At 62.8% G+C, this 16,812-nt stretch carries 16 protein-coding genes; 6 read left to right on the top strand and 10 right to left on the bottom strand.

The genetic code is table 11. The features are described from left to right. Positions 1 to 178 precede the first annotated feature (178 nt). The gene (locus tag BJD99_RS05815) at positions 179 to 862 is read left to right on the top strand and encodes a response regulator (protein ID WP_084345943.1); all 684 of its coding nucleotides are present in this window, start codon (positions 179 to 181) and stop codon (positions 860 to 862) included. Positions 863 to 886: 24 nt separating this feature from the next. Here BJD99_RS05815 and BJD99_RS05810 read toward each other — a convergent pair whose 3' ends face one another. Together BJD99_RS05810 and BJD99_RS05805 are read right to left on the bottom strand one after the other, a co-directional pair. Beyond that, positions 887 to 3,163, bottom strand: a complete 2,277-nt coding sequence (locus BJD99_RS05810; RefSeq protein ID WP_084345806.1) for a bifunctional diguanylate cyclase/phosphodiesterase — start codon at positions 3,161 to 3,163, stop codon at positions 887 to 889. A 187-nt stretch (positions 3,164 to 3,350) separates the two neighbouring features. Beyond that, the gene (locus BJD99_RS05805; protein WP_084345805.1) at positions 3,351 to 4,328 is read right to left on the bottom strand and encodes an NAD(P)/FAD-dependent oxidoreductase; all 978 of its coding nucleotides are present in this window, start codon (positions 4,326 to 4,328) and stop codon (positions 3,351 to 3,353) included. A gap of 326 nt (positions 4,329 to 4,654) precedes the next feature. Between BJD99_RS05805 and BJD99_RS05800 the strand changes: the two genes are divergently transcribed. Continuing rightward, positions 4,655 to 4,927, top strand: coding sequence for a hypothetical protein (locus BJD99_RS05800; RefSeq protein ID WP_084345804.1), 273 nt, complete (start codon positions 4,655 to 4,657; stop codon positions 4,925 to 4,927). A gap of 9 nt (positions 4,928 to 4,936) precedes the next feature. Here the strand turns inward: BJD99_RS05800 and BJD99_RS20930 are convergent, their stop codons facing one another. Together BJD99_RS20930 and BJD99_RS05795 are read right to left on the bottom strand one after the other, a co-directional pair. Further along, positions 4,937 to 5,101, bottom strand: coding sequence for a hypothetical protein (locus BJD99_RS20930; protein ID WP_179142195.1), 165 nt, complete (start codon positions 5,099 to 5,101; stop codon positions 4,937 to 4,939). Between the two features lie 114 nt (positions 5,102 to 5,215). Beyond that, complete coding sequence (locus tag BJD99_RS05795) at positions 5,216 to 6,079, bottom strand: MBL fold metallo-hydrolase (protein ID WP_084345803.1); 864 nt, start codon at positions 6,077 to 6,079, stop codon at positions 5,216 to 5,218. A gap of 277 nt (positions 6,080 to 6,356) precedes the next feature. Between BJD99_RS05795 and BJD99_RS05790 the strand changes: the two genes are divergently transcribed. From BJD99_RS05790 to BJD99_RS05780, 3 genes are all read left to right on the top strand, one after another. Continuing rightward, the gene (locus BJD99_RS05790; RefSeq protein ID WP_084345802.1) at positions 6,357 to 7,238 is read left to right on the top strand and encodes an SGNH/GDSL hydrolase family protein; all 882 of its coding nucleotides are present in this window, start codon (positions 6,357 to 6,359) and stop codon (positions 7,236 to 7,238) included. A gap of 45 nt (positions 7,239 to 7,283) precedes the next feature. After that, positions 7,284 to 7,874, top strand: coding sequence for a DUF937 domain-containing protein (locus BJD99_RS05785; protein WP_084345942.1), 591 nt, complete (start codon positions 7,284 to 7,286; stop codon positions 7,872 to 7,874). 68 nt (positions 7,875 to 7,942) lie between these two features. Further along, entirely contained in the window at positions 7,943 to 8,584 is a 642-nt protein-coding gene (locus BJD99_RS05780; protein ID WP_084345801.1) for a LysE family translocator, read from the top strand. A gap of 30 nt (positions 8,585 to 8,614) precedes the next feature. Here the strand turns inward: BJD99_RS05780 and BJD99_RS05775 are convergent, their stop codons facing one another. After that, on the bottom strand, positions 8,615 to 9,406 hold the full coding sequence (locus BJD99_RS05775; protein ID WP_084345800.1) for an SDR family NAD(P)-dependent oxidoreductase: 792 nt from the start codon (positions 9,404 to 9,406) through the stop codon (positions 8,615 to 8,617). Positions 9,407 to 9,530: 124 nt separating this feature from the next. On the opposite strand from BJD99_RS05775, the gene BJD99_RS05770 reads away from it, so the two are divergent. After that, a complete protein-coding gene (locus BJD99_RS05770) occupies positions 9,531 to 10,037 on the top strand; it encodes a MarR family winged helix-turn-helix transcriptional regulator (RefSeq protein WP_084345799.1) in 507 nt (168 codons plus the stop codon). 61 nt (positions 10,038 to 10,098) lie between these two features. On the opposite strand, the gene atzF is transcribed toward BJD99_RS05770, so the two are convergent. From atzF to BJD99_RS05745, 5 genes are read right to left on the bottom strand one after another with little or no spacing between them, the layout of a single operon-like run. Continuing rightward, positions 10,099 to 11,814 (bottom strand): allophanate hydrolase, encoded by a 1,716-nt coding sequence (atzF, locus tag BJD99_RS05765; protein WP_084345798.1) that lies wholly within the window; start codon positions 11,812 to 11,814, stop codon positions 10,099 to 10,101. Next, on the bottom strand, positions 11,801 to 13,825 hold the full coding sequence (locus tag BJD99_RS05760; RefSeq protein ID WP_084345941.1) for a 5-oxoprolinase/urea amidolyase family protein: 2,025 nt from the start codon (positions 13,823 to 13,825) through the stop codon (positions 11,801 to 11,803). The genes atzF and BJD99_RS05760 overlap by 14 nt, the downstream gene beginning before the upstream one ends. Beyond that, positions 13,825 to 14,451 (bottom strand): urea amidolyase associated protein UAAP2, encoded by a 627-nt coding sequence (locus BJD99_RS05755; RefSeq protein ID WP_084345797.1) that lies wholly within the window; start codon positions 14,449 to 14,451, stop codon positions 13,825 to 13,827. The genes BJD99_RS05760 and BJD99_RS05755 overlap by 1 nt, the downstream gene beginning before the upstream one ends. After that, positions 14,448 to 15,245, bottom strand: a complete 798-nt coding sequence (locus tag BJD99_RS05750; protein ID WP_084345796.1) for an urea amidolyase associated protein UAAP1 — start codon at positions 15,243 to 15,245, stop codon at positions 14,448 to 14,450. The genes BJD99_RS05755 and BJD99_RS05750 overlap by 4 nt, the downstream gene beginning before the upstream one ends. A gap of 4 nt (positions 15,246 to 15,249) precedes the next feature. Then, entirely contained in the window at positions 15,250 to 16,800 is a 1,551-nt protein-coding gene (locus BJD99_RS05745; RefSeq protein WP_084345940.1) for an amino acid permease, read from the bottom strand. Positions 16,801 to 16,812 lie beyond the last annotated feature (12 nt).

Here is a 16,812-nt window from a genome sequence, read left to right as displayed (position 1 = left end):
ATCGACCACCGTCGGAAGATCGAAGAGCGTCCGCTCTCGGGCCGTCCGGCATAGGCGTGTGGAGCTGGGCATCGGCTCGAAGTACGGTGTATCCGTAACGGCTGGACCCAACGAGCGACGAGGGGATCGACGGATGCGCAAGGGTGTGTCTGTCGAGGTCACTGCCGGCGGTGGCTCGATGGCGACGCCGCGAGTCAGAGTTCTCATCGTCGACGACGAACCGCAGATTCTGCGAGCACTCCGAATCAATCTGAACGTGCGTGGCTACGAGGTAGTGACGGCGGCATCAGGCGCCGAGGCGCTCCGAGTGGCCGCGAACTTCCATCCCGAGATCGTGATCCTCGATCTCGGTCTGCCGGATATCGACGGAATCGACGTCATCGGAGGCTTGCGCGGATGGACCGATGTGCCGATCGTCGTTCTCTCGGCTCGCACCGATTCCGTCGATACAGTCGAGGCACTCGATGCTGGTGCCGACGATTTCGTCACCAAGCCGTTCGGTATGGATGAGTTGCTCGCGCGTCTGCGCGCAGCTCTGCGACGCGGACCTCATACAGCGGAAGCGGCCGTCGTGGTCACCGACTCGTTCACCGTCGATTTGTCCGCCAAGACGGTGACGCGGCACGGAGCGAACATTCATCTCACTCGGACCGAATGGGGTGTGCTCGAACTCCTCGTCCGAAACCAGGGGAAACTGGTCTCCCAGAAGGAGATTCTGCAGACCGTGTGGGGTCCGCACCATGGGCGCGAAACGCACTATCTCCGAATCTATCTCGGTCAGTTACGGCACAAGCTCGAGGACGACCCGTCGCATCCGCGCCACCTGCTGACCGAGACCGGGATGGGCTACCGGTTCGTCTGAAGGGCCATCGTGAGCAGCGGTCAACTATTCGACGGTATTCGACAAGTCGACACCGACCGGGTGCGCCGAGTTGAGCGTGGCCTGTATCCAGTGTTCTAGTGGCGCGGGTCGGCCGTAGAGGTATCCCTGGGCGAACCGACAATGCAGAGCCTCCACCGCGCGCGCTTGTTCCTCGGTTTCGACGCCCTCCGCCACGATGGACACAGGCAGCGCCCGCGCCATCGCTGCGATGGCCGTGACGAGCGAATCCGCGGACTCGCTGGTGCCGATCTCGGCGACGAAGGAGCGGTCGATCTTGAGCAAGGCGATGGGAAGTTCGCGGAGTCGGCTGAGCGAGGAGTACCCGACGCCGAAGTCGTCGAGAACGATCAACACTTCCATCGCTGCCAGTTCATCGAGGATCTTCTTGGCAGCGAAGACATCGTCGATGAGTGCAGTTTCGGTGACTTCGAGAGCAAGATCCGCACCGCACAGGCCATACTCTTCCAGCATGTCGGAGACCAATTTCGGCAACGAGTCGTCGCGGAGTTGAACCGAGGAGATATTGACCGACATCGTGACGTTCTGTCCGGCTGCCCGAAGCGCGTTCAGATCCTGCAGGGCCGTGCGCAGAACGAAGGCCCCGATCTCACCGATCAGATTCGTGGATTCCGCGATCGGCACGAACTCGACGGGTGAGCGTAAACAACCGTCGCGGTTCCATCGCACCAGCGCCTCGTAGACGACGGTACTTCGTGAGGACGTCGAGACTATCGGCTGATAATGAACGACCAATTCACCGCGTCGGGTCGCCCCTCGTAGGGCAGTTGCCGTTTCGATCGCCGCGATCGAAGACGCGCGCAACGACTCGTCGAAGAAGGAGAAGCGGGAGGCCCCTAGCGATTTCGCGTGATACATCGCCATATCGGCTTCGCGGAGGAGATCGTCCAGATCGCCTGGGCGGTTGTCGGCGGCGGCGATCCCGACCGACGCCGTGATGTACGTGGTGGCAACGCTGAGAACGAACGGCTCGGAGATCCGCTCGATCACCGAACGAGCCACCTCCTCCATCTCGGGACGAGTGCATCGACCGATGACGATGAACTCGTCACCCGCGTACCGCACCACGGTGTCCGAGGATCGCACCGTCGCGCGGATCCGATGGGCAGCTGCAGCGATCATCTCGTCACCCACACGGTGACCGTAGGAATCGTTGACAGTCTTGAAGTTGTCGAGATCGACGAACAGGACGAAGATTCGCCCACGTCCACTTGCGAGAGCCAATCGAGCAAACTGCTCGTCGAGCATCGTTCGGTTCGGTAGCCCCGTGAGCGCGTCGTGGGCCGCGCGGTATCGCGCGTCGTCCTCGCTGCGTTGGACGAGGCTCATGGCGCGCTCGCCTCGCAAGAACGTCCCGATCAGCAGTACCGAGAGCAACGCCGACCGCACCACGAGATCGACCGTCGAGATCGAGGATCCGAGAACCAACGTGGCTGCGCACACCGCCAGGAGTGCGACGACGAACAGCACCCGACGGCGACTGTGCAGAGGAGGGGAATTCTGTCGATGCGACATCGTCGCCATCTGCGGATTGAGAGCCGCAAGGGCAAGTGCGGCGTAGGCGAACAGGTAGATGCCGTCCAGTAGTCCCGGCGACAACGGAACCGTACGTGAGAGGGACTGTGCGTAGGCAAGGTCGCCGACCAATATTGCGAGCAAGGCCACGAGAAGAAGGCGAAGCGCGCGATTGCGATGCGTGGACGAGACGAGCAGGTACGTCACGAGCGTGATCATGCCTGCGTCGATTGCGGGATACACTCCGTTGCTGATCGCGGCAGCCGTACCGACGGAGCCGTCGAGCAACGGCGATATCAGCACCACCCACGACACGAAAAGGGTGCCGACCGAGATGAGCCCGGCATCGATGAGCGGCGTGATGTCGTCTCTGGACCGTCGTTCGAGCACCCATCGCGCCAGCGCCGTGCCGATCAGGCAGTAGCCCCCCAGCGTCAGTGCATTGGACAGTGCGGTGACACCACCCGGATAGACCGTCGGGTCGCCGCGGAGACCAACACCGACCAGAAAAAGTGCAGATGCGCCGAACAGGCACCACCACGACGTGGCGTCGGCAGGCTTGTACCGACGAATACCGACGCTGATGGCGACGATCGCCGACAAAGCGAACGCGGCCATGACGATCGAACGAACCGAGGAGTCGCCGCGGAAGAAAAGCACACTACTGGCGACGACCGCTGAAGAAATGCCCACCAATTTGGGTATACCGGCCAGCAGTTGGTGCATCGGAAGAACCTTCGAGTCCATGCGAAGGCTTCCCCTTTCGTGTGCAGCGCCGGCGCGGCGGAGGCAATCGGGCATCCGCCGACTGCGAGGTTAGCCCAGGATTGCCCGACAGCGCGGGAACCACTCCTGCTGCGATGAGTTTTCATCGGTCACGAGGTCCCGAAACGGCAGGGACCTATTTGCGCGATGGATCCCCTGCGATTTTGCGTCAGCTTTGGGTTCCTGCCCCGGCTTTGTCGTTTGCGGCCCGGACTGCGCTGCGCACGTCTTCGTCGATGAGGTACGCGTTCAAGGCGCCCGCTGCACGCACACCGCCTGCGGCCGAACCGATCAGAATCTCCATCGGCGAAGTCACGTTGCCGGCCGCCCAGATTCCCGCCACGGATGTCGCTCCGGTGGGGTCGGTTGCCACCGATGTGGCGCCGACGGGCACGTCGCCCATCATCAGTTCCGTTGTCTCGAGGCCCAGTTGGAGGAGAATGTCCGCATTTGCCTCGAACTTCGGCTTCACGACCACCGCATGAACGGGCACAGTGTTGCCCGACATCGTGCGAACCCCGATGAGCGTGTCGTTTTCGATGGCGAGCTCGGCGATCTCGTCCGTCTCCACGCGGACGCCGCGCGCTTCCAGTTTCACCTGATCTTCCTCGGAGGGCTCGAAACCCTGGGTGAACAGCACGATGTCTTCGGTCCACTGACGCCACATCAGTGCCTGGTGGACACCGAACTTGCCGCCGATGATCCCGAGGGCCTGGTCGCGGACTTCCCAGCCGTGGCAGTAGGGACAATGCAGGACCTCGCGGCCCCAACGTTCGGCGATGCCTGGGATGTCCGGCAATGTATCGGTCAGCCCGGTCGCCACCAGCACGCTGCGGCCGATGACCGACGTGCCGTCGCCGAGTGTGACCGTAAATCCTCCCTCTACCTTCGCTGCCGCGACCGCGGTGCTCGAGACGATTTCTGCGCCGTAAGACCGCGCTTCGGTGCGCCCGATCTCGAGGAGTTGCAGTGGTGGAACGCCCTCGCGGCCGAGGTAGTTGTGCGCGTGTGCGGCGGGTGCATTACGGGGATTGCCGGCATCGATGACGAGGACGGTTCTACGTGACCGTCCTAGCGCCACCGCTGCGGAAAGGCCTGCGGCGCCCCCGCCGATGATGAGTGCGTCGTATTTCAGTGGAGTTGTCATGCATTCATGCTGACTCGCCCAGCATGGATCGGCAAGCGCCTTTGCTGAAATGGCAAAAAATTGGGTGCTGTGAGTAATGCGGTCGCGAACTCCCCTTCCTCGAAACAGTGAGAATGCGCGTTAGGGCGGCAGAACTCAACCCGGAAGCACGGTAAGACCTTAGTAAGCAGCTCGGAACTTGCTTACATCTATCAACTGGGCCTGCCGTAAGAAAATGCCCGATTCAGCAGGGCGCTCACTGCTTGAAAGAGTGTGTGGTGTTGCTGTTGACTTACCCGCATAGTCGGTCTTCGTCAACGGGGGCTGCGCATTCGGGTCGGGGGGCCATGGATAGTTCGGTAGACCACAGCGAGGACAGCCAGGGCGAATTCGTGCGAGGTGACACCGTTATTGCGTTGCAGGACTTGGGGATACGAGGCTGGCGCAGCGGAGTGCCTGCGGGATCGGTCGGCACGGTCGTCGAGGTCGACTGGCTCACCGACCTTCTCGTGGTATTCGACGTCGACGGTAGCTGGTTCACCGAACCCACCGAGGTCGAGAAAGTTGTCGCGCCCGGCGACGTTCGGCTGGTCCAACGCGCCGACCGTCACCTGGGCTGATACGTCAATTCATTCGGTGTCGGTGGCGGGACCGTCGGTGGTTGCACCGCCTTCACCCGACCAGTCACCTGAATCCTGGCCGGCCGCAGGATCCGACTGCACGTCCGTGTGAGCGCCTTCGGCACCCTTGTCGGTGGTCTCGGTGTGTGGCGTCTTTGCGTGTTTTCCAGTCATGACGATTTCTTACCCGCGTCAGGATGGTTGAAACTCTCGGCTGCTCAGCCCTGCACGATGTCCCGCAGACGCGCGGTGGCTGTCCCGGCATCGAACATCACTTACCACCAGAAGTTAGAGGTGCATTCCATCCAAAGATGCTCCGATGTGTTCGAAGTACCTTCGCGCCGAGCGGATCACGGCATCATGGGCGTCGGTGGTGATGATCCGACCCCACCAAGCACCGTAGAGCGATGCAAACGGGAAGGGTCGAACAAGATCGACAGCCTTCCGAATAGTGTCGGGGTGCTCGGGGATGAGGTTGGGGTAGCTGTACATGAATCCGACCCAGCGACGGTCCGCCACCACGGTGAAGATGTCTCCGGCGAACAGGGCGCCACTGCCATCGACGCCGTCACGCCAGTGCATGACCGTGCCGCCGGCAAAATGAACTCCGGCATTGATCAGAGTGCGTCCGGGAAGCACCTCAAGTGTGTCACCGGACCACAGGACGACGTTGTCGTTCCTCGGGATCCACTGCGCATCGCGTTCGTGCACGTAGATCGGCGCATCACCGAATGCTCGGCTCCACTCGACCATCGAACTGTAGTAATGCGGATGCGACAGTGCGATAACCAAAATTCCTCCCAGTTCCGTGACTCGCTCGACCGCGGCATCGTCGATGTACGTAGTGGAATCCCACAGCACGTTGCCGTCGTCTCCCGGAACCAGAAGCGCTCGTTGACCGATGGCAAGGTGCGGAGACGTCGAGATCCCCCAGAGCCCGGGTCTTTCTTCCCTGATCTCGACGGTATGGCCCTGAAGTCTCAGTTCGCCGAGGCTTGTCCACTGCTGACCGCCGTACCCCACGTACTGGCGCTCGTCCTCGCAGATGAAGCAGTGAGCAGCCGCTGGGCCGGCCGGAGCTGCGACGTTCAGCGGGTACTGAACGCCGCAGGTCACGCAGATCGGGTAGTCGTCACCGAAAGAACGAGACAATCTTGTCTTCTCGGTCTACAGGTCTTCGCGGTTACAGACCGAAAGGAAGCACGCCCGGAGCCAGTTCGAAGCCACTGCTGCCGGCGGAGGCCGAGCTGACGCCGCCGAGAATGAGATTGATGAAATTCGTGATCATGTGAGTTCTTTCCTCTCGTAGAGATGACGATGAACCCGGTCGAGGCTACCGGTGATTCGGGCCCAGCGGCAGCGGATGAAGCTGTGGGGTTCGTGTGAGATGAGCCCGGCTACGGCGTCGAACCGGCGTAGCGTCGATCCAATGCGGCGTGTCGCGGTGGGTCTGTTGGCAGCTCTCGCGCTGGTGAGTTGCTCCCAGAGCCCTTCCGGACAGGATCCCGCCGACCCGGTTACCGAACTGCCTCCGGCCATCGACTACGTCGCACTCGGTGACTCGGCGGCTTCGGGACCGCTGATTCCGGACCAGGTGGGATTCGCAGGGTGCCTGCAATCAGACGAGAACTATCCGCACGTGTTGGCAGGCTTGATCGGGGCCGCGTCGTTCACCGACGTGTCGTGTTCTGGCGCGAAGTCCGAGAACATCACCACGGTCGAGCAGATCACCGACAGCGGGTCGGTGCCCGTCCAACTGAACGCGCTCTCTGCGGATACGGACCTGGTGACCATCACCATCGGCGGCAACGATGTGGATCTGGTGTCGACGGCGCGTCAGTGCATCAACTTCTCGCCGGAGCCGACAGGGCGGTCGTGTCGAGATGCTCTGACCGAGGGCGGCACGGACAAGCTCGCCGACGCGATCGCCGCGGCGGCTCCGCGCTGGGGGCAGGTCTTCGAGGACATCAAGGGACGCGCCCCGAACGCGGATGTCGTCGTAGTCGGCTATGGAACCTATGTACAACCGGGCGGTTGCTATGGCGTGCAGCCGGTATGGGCCCGAGACGCCGACTACCTGCAGCGGAGCATCGACACGATGAACGACGCTCTCGCCGAGCAGGCCTCGCAGCACGGTGCGAGTTTCGTCGATACCAGGCCCGTCAGTGTCGGTCACGACGCGTGCGCAGCGGGCGATCAGCGCTACCTCGAGGGTGTGTTCCCTCTGAACCGAGCGGCACCACTACATCCGACCGCGGCAGGAATGGCGGCATTCGCCCAGGTGGTAGGAGATTCGCTTACGCTGAACTGACCGCGGCTCCCAACGGGGGGAGCCCACGCTCGGTAGGTGGACTTCATGGCATCGCTCGACGAACTTCTCGCACAGATTCCCATCGGTCAGATTGCATCGAAACTCGGTGTCGACGAGGAGACGGCGAAATCTGCTGTCACTCGGGCATTGCCCACATTGGTCGGCGGCCTCGAAGCCAATGCCCAAGACCCGGCAGGTGCTGCGTCTTTGGAGAATGCGCTCCAGCAGCACCGTTCTTCGGGATTGCTCGACGGCGGCGTAGACATCGACCAAGTGGACGAGACAGACGGTGCGAAGATCGTGTCGAATGTGTTCGGAGACAAGAAGAACGATGTAGCAAGCGCGCTCGGCGGAATCAGCGGCGGCGCGGACAGCAGCCTCGTGAGCAAAGTGCTGCCGATCCTCGCGCCGATCGTATTGGCTTATCTGGCAAAGAAATACACCGGCGGTCAGAGCTCGGTTGGCTCGGGCGGCGGCGGTCTCGGTGACCTGCTGGGCAGTGTCCTCGGCGGAGCAACCAGCGGTTCGGGATCCGGCGGCGGCCTTGGCGGACTCCTCGGCGGCATTCTAGGCGGTGGCTCCGGTGGCGGTATCGGCGATCTGCTCGGCGGATTGCTCGGGGGCGGCAAGAAGTAGCGCGTTCGAAGTCCACGACTCGGGAACTGGCCCGATACAACTTCGTCGACCGGTGCGATCGTTGGACCATGGTGACAATGACGGCGGTGGCGGGGGTGTTCGCCGTCGCTCTGGCGATGGTCCTGACCCCCGGTCCCAACATGGTGTATTTGGTGTCGCGCAGTATTTCTCAGGGCAGGGTCGCTGGGCTCGTCTCGCTCGGCGGCGTCGGGGTGGGGTTGGTCGTTTATGTGGTGGCGACCAACCTCGGGCTGGCAGCGCTGTTCGCTGCTGTTCCGGCGCTGTACGCGGTCATCAAGACGGCCGGCGCCTGCTACCTCGCCTGGCTGGCGTGGACGGCACTGCGCGGGAGCCGATCGGTGTTCGAAGTTTCAGGACTGCAGCATGATTCGAATACTCGACTGTTCACGATGGGGATACTGACCAATCTGCTGAACCCCAAAATGGCCGTCATGTACATCTCGATCATTCCGCAGTTCATCGACCCTGCAGCAGGATCGATACTGATGCAAGGACTGGCACTCGGCGGCGTTCAGATTCTGGTCGGGCTTACCGTCAACGCCTTGATCGTGCTTGCTGCAGGATCGATCGCGATGTTTCTGGCGTCGCGGCCGTCGTGGATCAAGCTGCAGCGTTACGTGATGGGCACGGTTCTCGGGCTGTTGGCCGTCCGGCTTGCGGTCGATCCTTCTCGCCCTGTTCCCGCGTGAAATCGCGGCGGCTCGAGTCGAGAGATGACCTCAGACCATGGCCGTCAGGACACCCCCGTCGGCACGCAGTGCTGCACCGTTGGTGGCGGCGGACAGCGGACTTGCCAGGTAGACAGCGAGGTTGGCGATCTCGGTGGGTTCGATGAACCGTTGCAGCAGTGAAGTCGCGTTGCCGCCGATGATGGCGGCCTTGAGGTCATCGGCGGGCATTGCCTGAGCTCGAGCGATCTGGGTGACAGTGGCTGCGACCCCGTCGGAATAGGTCGGCCCACCGAGGATCGTGTTCACGGTTACTTCGGTTCCGCGTGTGAGCTTGGCGAGGCCGTTGCTCAGCGCGAGCATCCCGGCTTTTGTGACTCCGTAATGCACCATGTCGGCTGGTATGTTCACCCCCGATTCGCTGCCGACGAAGATGATCCGGCCCCACCCGGTTGCGAGCATCTTGCCCAAGACGTGCCGCGACAACCGGACCCCGCTCATGACGTTGATGTCGAAGTAGCGTTGCCATTCTTCGTCGGAAATCTGTTCGAAGGGCGCGAGCTCGAAGAGGCCGACGTTGTTGACGAGTATGTCGATATCGCCGAGAGATTCCAGAAGCCGGCCGACGTCTACTGGATCTTCGAAGTCTGCAACGGCCCCGGAGATCGTCGCGCCCGGAACCTCTAGCCTCAATTGCCGGACGGCCTCGTCGAGCTTGCTCTCGCTGCGCCCGTTGATGACGACCGACGCTCCCTCCTGGAGGAGAGCTCGCGCAATCGCGTAGCCGATTCCTTGCGTAGAACCGCTGATGAAAGCCGACTTGCCGTGCAGCTGCAGATCCATGTCTCTCCTGGTGCGCTCGATCGATGCCGTACAGGGCACCAAATGACTTTCTCAGTCAAGTAAAACTATGGTGATTAACTTTCTCAGTCAAGTCATCGGGCGTGGTGTCGAGTAGTCTGCTCCCATGCCGGACCCCAGCGAACGAGCAGCGCTCAGCGACGAAGACCTCCAAACATGGGCCGCCCTGGCCACTCTGCTGGAGTGGCTGCCCACTGCTCTCGACGCACAACTCCAACGCGACGCGGGCCTGACTCACTTCGAGTACGGCATCCTCTTCGCCCTCTCGAAAGCGGACGACCGCACCCTCCGCATGAGCACGTTGGCAAGCTATTCCAACAGCTCACTCTCACGGCTCTCGCGTGCAGTGGCGCGCCTCGAGACAAAAGACTGGGTACGACGCGCTCCTGATGCTGCGGACGGCCGCTACACCCTGGCGACCCTGACAGAGTTGGGGTCGGCGAAGGTCGACCAGGCAGCCCCCGGGCACGTGGACGTCGTCAACCGGCTCGTCTTCGACCCGTTGACGCAGGTCCAGGCGCGTCAGCTCGGCGGAATCAGTCGTCGCATCATGACGGCGATCCGTTCCGAGGAGGGCTGGCAACCTTCGGCCGACCCCGGGCGCCCACGCTGAGAGCGCACACCCTTTTTCCAAAGCGGCGCGCTACATTCGCGTCCGAGCGCGGCCGATCGGTTTACAAAAAGGGTGCACGGTTCAACGAGCCACCGCTCACCGAAGCCATGTACGCCCGCCAACCACCGAACTCGGTGATGTCGATGCCTGCTTCGCCCGCTTCGTGTGAGCAGCAGAAGCCGGTGACCCAGCGCCCGTCGGACAACTCGACCGACGTCAGACCCATCGGTGCGGGCAGAGCGGCCAGGAAGGTTCCGAGTCCGGCGGCGGACATTCGGTAGAGCTCGCCGACAATTGCCGAACCCTCCCCTGGGTGGTGGCGCACCAAGCCCGGTTTCGCGGGCGTCGTTCCCAGGTCGACCATTCGATACGCGTCGGACGTGTGGACCTCGCCGAGGTATCGCGCGCCGCGATCGGTCAGTTGATGGTGAACCGGAAAGCCCTCGAGATGTGCACCGACAACGAGTACGTCATGGCCGTCGGTGACGAGCGACGGTGAGGGTGTTCCGATGAGTCGCGCAGCAAGGTCGATGGCGATCTGGTCGTGAAACTCGGGTACGACGAACATGACCCCGAACGGATCGCCACTGCTCGTGGGGGTGCCGGGGACAGCGACGGCGGCCATGTTGAGCAGGTTGCAGAAGTTGGTGAAGGTACCCATTCGACGGTTGATGGACACTGGATCTGTTTGAACTGCAACAATTGTCGGATGCTCGGTGGTGGTCGGCAGTAGCAGTCCGTCGAAACCGTCGAGCAACGCCACCGCGAGCCGCTTCGTGCGTTCGAGAACAGAGACATCGTCGACGTATCGGTGCGCCGACGGCTCGGCGGCATTCAGGATGATCTGTGCAACGGTCGGATCGCAACTGGCCCCGTTACTTTCGACGAAACTCCCGACGGCCGAGAATCGTTGCGCGACGATGGCACCGTCGTACAGCAGGGTGGCCGCGTCGAGCAGCGGTGAAATGTCTATCTCGGAGTGCGTGAATCCCTGTGCTTCCAGGCGAGACACCTGGCGAGCGAATGCTTCTCGGTACTCTGGGCAAAGTTGCTCGAGATCAGTTGCTCGCGGAACGGCGATGTGAGGAACAGCGTTCGCAGACAACCGCACGTCCGCGGGCCAACGCCGGCTACGTGGGTCAGCGTCGTCGTAGCCGGCCATGACCCGCGTCGCCAGGGTCGCGGTCTCGAGGTCGGCAGCGAGTACTGTCACGCAGTCGAAGTCGATACATGCTGGGACGACGCCGGTCGTCGGGACGATCCCCAGGCTCGTCTTGACGCCGATGAGGCCGTGGAATGCAGCCGGCACGCGACCGGAACCGGCTGTGTCGGTACCGATGCCGATGTCTGCGATTTCGAGAGCGACGGCGACGGCCGATCCGGAACTGGATCCACCGGACACCCGATCCTGATCCCAGGCGCACCGGACCGCGCCGTACGGACTTCTCGTCCCGACGAGACCGGTGGCGAACTGATCCAGATTGGTCTTGCCGAGGATCACCGCACCCTGCTCCACCAGTCGCGCTACGGCCGTCGCGGTGCGAGCGGGGATGTAGGCGAACTCCGGGCACGCTGCGGTGGTCGGCAGACCTGCGACATCGACGTTGTCCTTGACGGCTACCAGTAACCCGGCCAGCGGAAGGGCAGTGTCGACTGTTGCGGCATCGGCCAGTACGTCGTCCTCCTCGCGTAGGGTGATCCAGATTTCGGGTCGGTTGACCTCGGCAATGCGCTTGTACGCCTGCCGTACTCGCTCCGAAATATCATGCTGCTGCATCGGAATCACCCTTTGTCGTGAACTCGCCTGCCGCGGACCATGCCATGCGTTCGGCGTCGAAGGCGACTGCCTGCGAGGCCCTGAACTTCTCGATCGAGGAACTGTTCGACGCGAGGAATTGCTCGTGTTCGGCGAGTGAGAATTCGCCGTCGACTATCTCGACACCTCCACCGCGTCCGGCTGCGGTGTCGGCGCGAAGATCCATCAGCTCCTCGGGTTCGACTGGGTACCAGGAGATTCGGTCGAAGAACCGCAGCAACCAGGGCGACTCGCGCTCGAACGGTCCGGACTGCTCTGGATATCGGTGATTCCACACCTGCGTCGTCCGGCCGACGAACTGGTATCCGCCGGGCCCTTCCATGCCGTAGATGCACAGATATGCCCCACCGATCCCGACGGCGTTCTCCGGTGTCCAGGTCCGCGCCGGGTTGTACTTGGTGGTGACCAGCCGATGCCGCGGATCGAGCGGAGTCGCAACGGGTGCGCCCAGGTAGACGTCGCCGAGACCGAGCACCATGTAGTCGGCCGCAAAGACGGTATCGAAAACGTCTGCGACGGAACCGAGTCCGTTCATTCGTCGGATGAACTCGATGTTCCACGGGCACCACGGTGCATCCGCTCGTACTCCGTGCATGTAGCGCGCAATTGCTTCTCGGGTCGACGGGTCGTCCCAGGACAACGGCATCCGAACGGTACGGCTCGGGACCACGAGCTCCGAAGCAGCGGGTAGATCGTCTTCGACCTCGGCCAGTAGCCCCATCACTGTGTCGATCGAAAGAACGTCCGGATCCACTTTGACCTGCAGCGAGCGGATGCCCGGGGTCAGGTCCAGCAGCCCCTTCGGTGAGATCGCCTCGATGCGCTGGTGCAGTGCGTGTGCGCGGGCACGGAGCGCGAGGTCCAGCTTCATGTCCCCGTACTCCACCAGCACGTTGTCGTCTCCCGAGCGGCGGTAGGTCACGCAGGTCTCTGCCTCACGCCGGGCAATGACGCCGTCGTCGCCGTCGCCACCGCTCGAGAAGACGAACGGCAATGATGCGCGACGTGCGACACCGAGCGCCCCGAGCGGAGCCGCGTGGGCCGCGCGCACGGGTACGAACCGGATCGTGTCTCCAGCTTTGAGCTGCCCGAGCTTCCATCTTTCGGCGGCGACGACGGTGACCGGGCAGACGAATCCGCCAAGGCTGGGGCCGTCCGGGCCGAGCAGAATAGGGGTGTCGCCGGTGAAGTCGAGTGCGCCGACCGAGTAGGCATTGTCATGGATGTTCGACGGGTGAAGCCCCGCCTCGCCGCCGTCCGTGCGCGCCCACTCCGGCTTCGGCCCGATGAGCCGGACGCCGGTGCGATCGGAGTTGAAGTGCACCTCGTAGTCGGTGGCGAACAACGTGTCCATGTCTGCGCGCGTGAAGAACTCCGGTGCCCCATGCGGTCCCTCGGTGACGGCGATGCTCCACCTCGTCGTCAGTGCCGGTCGGTGTTCGGAAGGAATGCAAGTAATGCGCTCGGCGGCGTCGTTAGGCGTCGAGATCTCCAGAATGTCTCCCTCGCAGAGAGTTCCACCTCGGTGTCCACCGAATTTGCCGAGTGTGAACGTCGATGCACTGCCCAGGTACGGCTCGACGTCGATGGCGCCTTGGATGAGCACGTACACGCGCAAGCCGGCCCCGGTTGTCGTTCCCACATCGAGCGTCGTATTGGCCGGCACCAATACCGGACCCCACTGCGCGACGTCGAGACCGTCGACGCGGACCCGAGCGTCGGCACCGGTGACGCACACCCAGGTATCTGCGTCGAAGGTCAGTGCTGGTCCAGCCATGGCAGATTCGAGTCCAGGTGCGCCCTGCGGGTTGCCGAGGGCGACGTTGCCGAGGCGGAACGAGAGGTCGTCCATCGGCCCGGACGGCGGCACCCCGACCTTCCAGTATCCGACGCGTCCGGGCCAGTCCTGAACCGTGGTCAGCATCCCCGGCCGCAGTACCGTCATCTTCGCTCGCCTGCTGTCGGTCGACATCATGGTCGGGTAACGATCATGCGGACTGCGGTGGGGTCGAATCCGTTGCACGGGTTGTTGATTTGCGGGCAGTTCGAGACGAGTACCAGCGTGTCGATCTCGGCTCGCAGAGTCAGCGATTTGCCGGGTGCCGATAACCCGTCGACGATTCCGAGTGTTCCATCGGTGTCGACTGGCACATTCATGAAGAAGTTGATGTTGGACACCAGATCTCGCTTGCCCAGTCCCCACTTGGATCCTTCGGCCAGGAAGTTCTCGACGCAAGCGTGTTGATGCTGCGTGTGATGCCCGTACCGCAGCGTGTTCGATTCCTGTGAGCAGGCGCCGCCTACTGTGTCGTGATTGCCGACTTCGTCGGAGACGATCGTCATCAGCGACGTCGAATCATCGCTGCGCAGCACGCTGCCGGTGGTGAGAAACAGATTCTGTTGCGCGACCACGGTTGCGGCCGCGCTATAGCGGATGGTGTGATCGTGCGCCGCGTAGACCAGCGTGTCGACGGCCTGGTTGCCGTGCAGATCGACGATGGTCAGCAGGTCTCCGGCCTTCACGACGGCAGACCATGGGCCGAAGGCGTCGGCGATCTGGTCCAGCACTACTGTGCCTGATTCGAGAGTGATTGTCATCGTGCGCCTTTCGCGTATGTGGCGTTCCAAGCGTCTTCGGTGTTGGCAACAGCGCGCAGATACTCGGGGTCGGTATTGGGCAGGTCGTCGAGCTCTTCCGGTGCTTGCCAGGCCAGAACCTCGAGCGCCGTTGTGTCGAAACTCGGCGACGGGTCGAGCGGGTGCGCGGTGTTGGCCAGCAGCACGATTACCGGCAGGTGGATCAGCAGGTCCACTTCGGTGCCGCATCCCGCATTGCCGGTCGAGTGCAGGTGTCCGTCGGCTTCGACGCGTACACCGTGGAAGAACGAGATCGACGGGGGCAAGTCGCGTGGTCGAAGGCCGTTCTTGGAAGCTGCCACCGTGAACAGTTCACGACCGGCAGGCGATACCCCGTGCAACGATCCGTCACCGTACTTGGTGCGATTGGTGGCCAGAGATGTTGTACCGCAGAGTGCGTCGTGCCGGGACGAACTGTCGGCGACGATCGTGGCGAGCACTCGTCCCTGATCCGAGAGCAGTGGGTGCCCGATTCCGAGGTATGCGTTCCACGGAACTTTGACGGTGTCCGCGGCATTCAATCGCTCCCACGGGGCGTCCGCGCGGTACAGCAGTAGGTTGGCGCATGCGGCGCCGTCGACGTCGCGCAGCCGTACTCGGGTACCGCGAGCGAGAACTCTGGTGGTGTAACGACCGCCGGGCACCGATTCGGCCCAGGTGAGTTCGGTGACGCCGTCCGGGGCAACCGGGGCGGAGACTTTCTCTGCCTGGCTCCGAGCATGTTCCTTGGCGGCGAGAGTGGTTGCGGTGCTCATGTCTTCAGGCTCCGATCGTGACTGGCTTGGGGTGTGTTCTGCCGCGCGGCAGGCAGGCGATTCCGGCCAGCACTACCGCGATCACCGTGAGTGGTGCTGCCCACTGCAGAAGCGGGAATTCGCCGGTGGGGTTGAAGATCTCGGCGCGTGGCCAGGAAAGATTGATCACCATCAGCCCGCCGTAGAGTACGGCGGCGATATTCACCGGGATGCCGAACTTACCGAGGGTGAAGAGCTTCTCCTCTGCCGAGATGGGCGTTGCCTGCCGACCACCGTGCGGCCATCCTTTGAGGCGTTGGACCAGCAGTGGCACGGTCACCATCAAGTAGGCCAGGTAGATCAGGACGATGCAGACGCTCGACAAGGTGGTGAAGATCGCCGAGTTCCCTACGTTGACGGCAAGGATTGCCACACAGACGAATCCGATCAGGACCGACGGTGCGATCGGGGTGCCGGTGCGGGAGTTGACTTTCGAGAGAATCGTCGACGCGGGTAGGCGGCCGTCGCGAGCCATCGAGAACATCAACCGCGATGCCGCTGTCTGGATCGCGAGGGTGCAGATGAAGACGGCGATGGCGACGTCGATCAGCAGTACCGTGCCCCACGGGGAGCTGAGGATGGAGTCGATGACGTACGGAAGTCCCTGCGTCGCAAGGTTGCCGTCGGTGAGAGAAGGCGCGGCCATCAAGGCGCCGACGATCATCAGGCCTCCGCCGAGAGCAGATGCGGAGAGTGCGAGCCGGATCGTGCGAGGCGCCACGCGTCGTGGATTGTGTGTCTCTTCGGCAAGTTCGCCGGCCGAGCCGAAGCCGACCATGACGTATGCAGCCATGAGCCCGGAGACGATCCAGGCCCAGATGTATCCGGGATCGGCACCGGGTGCGCCGGTGTCGAAGACGACCTGAGGTCCGCGTTCGGCGTGCGTGAAGAAGACGAGAACGAGGGCGATGACGCCGACGATCTCGCAGGTGACACCGATGCTGTTGATCCGCGACATCCAATTGACGCCGATGCAGTTGATCGTGGTGGTGAGTACCAGGAGGATAGAGCCGAGAATGACGGCGTTGGCGGCGCCGTCGGCCGAGGTCAGTGCGGTGTCTTCCCCGACGAACTGGAGTCCGCTCCAGATGCTGGGCAGGACGACCTGCAGCGCAATTGCGGCGGCCGATGCCGTGACGATCTGCGCGATGATCATGAACCATCCGGCGAACCAACCGATGATTTCACCGCCCATGCGCCTGGACCATTGGTAGATGGCACCTGAAATGGGATATCGCGCTGCAAGTTCGGCGAAATTGAGTGCCACCATGAACTGACCCAGAAACACCAGCGGCCAGGTGAAGAAGAACGCCGGGCCGCCGAAACTGAAGCCGAGACCGAAGAGCTGGAAGATTGTGGTCAGGATCGATACGAACGAGAAACCGGCGGCGAACGACGCGTACTTGCCGAGACTGCGATGCAGTTGCTGGTCGTACCCGAGTTCGGCGAGGTCCAAGTGGTCAGTGCCGAACGACGGTGCCTTTTCCCCGGGCGAGGGCAGAGTAGTCGAGCTCATGTCTTTGTCTCC

Source organism: Rhodococcus sp. 1163, from assembly GCF_002091985.1.
GTDB lineage: Bacteria > Actinomycetota > Actinomycetes > Mycobacteriales > Mycobacteriaceae > Rhodococcoides.
The sequence above is the reverse complement of the archived record's forward strand: the minus strand, read 5'-3'. Positions and strand labels throughout refer to the sequence as shown.